The sequence below is a fragment of the Bradyrhizobium sp. NAS80.1 genome (genome assembly GCF_001908205.1).
Classification (GTDB): domain Bacteria; phylum Pseudomonadota; class Alphaproteobacteria; order Rhizobiales; family Xanthobacteraceae; genus Bradyrhizobium.
Genome location: NZ_LGHL01000502.1, coordinates 1 through 726, shown reverse-complemented (window position 1 = coordinate 726; position 726 = coordinate 1). Strand labels below are relative to the sequence as shown.

Sequence of the window (726 nt, the reverse complement as noted above, 5' to 3'; positions counted from 1 at the left end):
GGTCCGACACCGGCAAGCGCAAAGGCCTCTCAGCGGCCGGTGGTCAGCCGCGGCGGGATCTGGGACATCATCCAGAGCTCGATCGCAGCCAGGATCGCGACCGCCGCGCCGATTACCACATGCACCGTCATCGCGGTGGTTCCCTGGAAGCCCAATACCCAGGGCGAAACCAGCGCCCACAAACCGACGACGAGGTTAAGCCACTCCTCCCACACCGCGAATGCCGCCAGCGCCGCGATTGCGAGGATCGCGATGGCGATGCCGGTGATATAGGCGTTGGTGGAGACCGTTCCGGCGTCGAAGCCGAACATCAAGGGCGAAACGAACAGAATCGCGCCAAGGATCAGGTTTGCGACGTCGCACAGTTTTGCGTTCGTCCAGTTCTCCATCCAGTTCATCATGACACCCTCCATTGGAAGGTTTACCCGCTAATCAACCGTCAGTTCGCCGCGCCGGTTCCATCGCGGCCCGCGGCATAATGGCAAGGGACAATCCCCGCGAGGCCGCCAACTGAGGTGGCCTTACTCTTCCGCGAGTTTCGTTTCGATGTAGGCATTTACGGACTCAGCGAAGGACCGCTGCACGCCAACCACAGCATTATACTGGGCCAGAACGTCTTGCTGGATAAGCCTGAGGCCGCTCTTGCGAGCGCCCGAGGGCGTAACTTCCAGGTACTCGTTGATGGCCCTCTCAGCCAGTGGAATTGCGTTTGGGTCTCCCTTGGCG

2 protein-coding genes are annotated in these 726 nt (G+C 61.2%); both read right to left on the bottom strand.

Going from position 1 to position 726, the window contains the following annotated elements; translation table 11 throughout:
- Positions 1 to 29: 29 nt before the first annotated feature.
- Positions 30 to 389, bottom strand: a complete 360-nt coding sequence (locus tag AC629_RS44535) for an SPW repeat protein (protein ID WP_084810852.1) — start codon at positions 387 to 389, stop codon at positions 30 to 32.
- A gap of 132 nt (positions 390 to 521) precedes the next feature.
- On the bottom strand, positions 522 to 726 hold a 205-nt coding region (locus tag AC629_RS44530), incomplete at its 5' end, for a hypothetical protein (protein WP_143199974.1).

Bases quoted from the DNA above. Each gene is read 5' to 3' on its own strand.
- AC629_RS44535 (WP_084810852.1), bottom strand. From the start codon at position 389: ATGGAGAACTGGACGAACGCAAAACTGTGCGACGTCGCAAACCTGATC.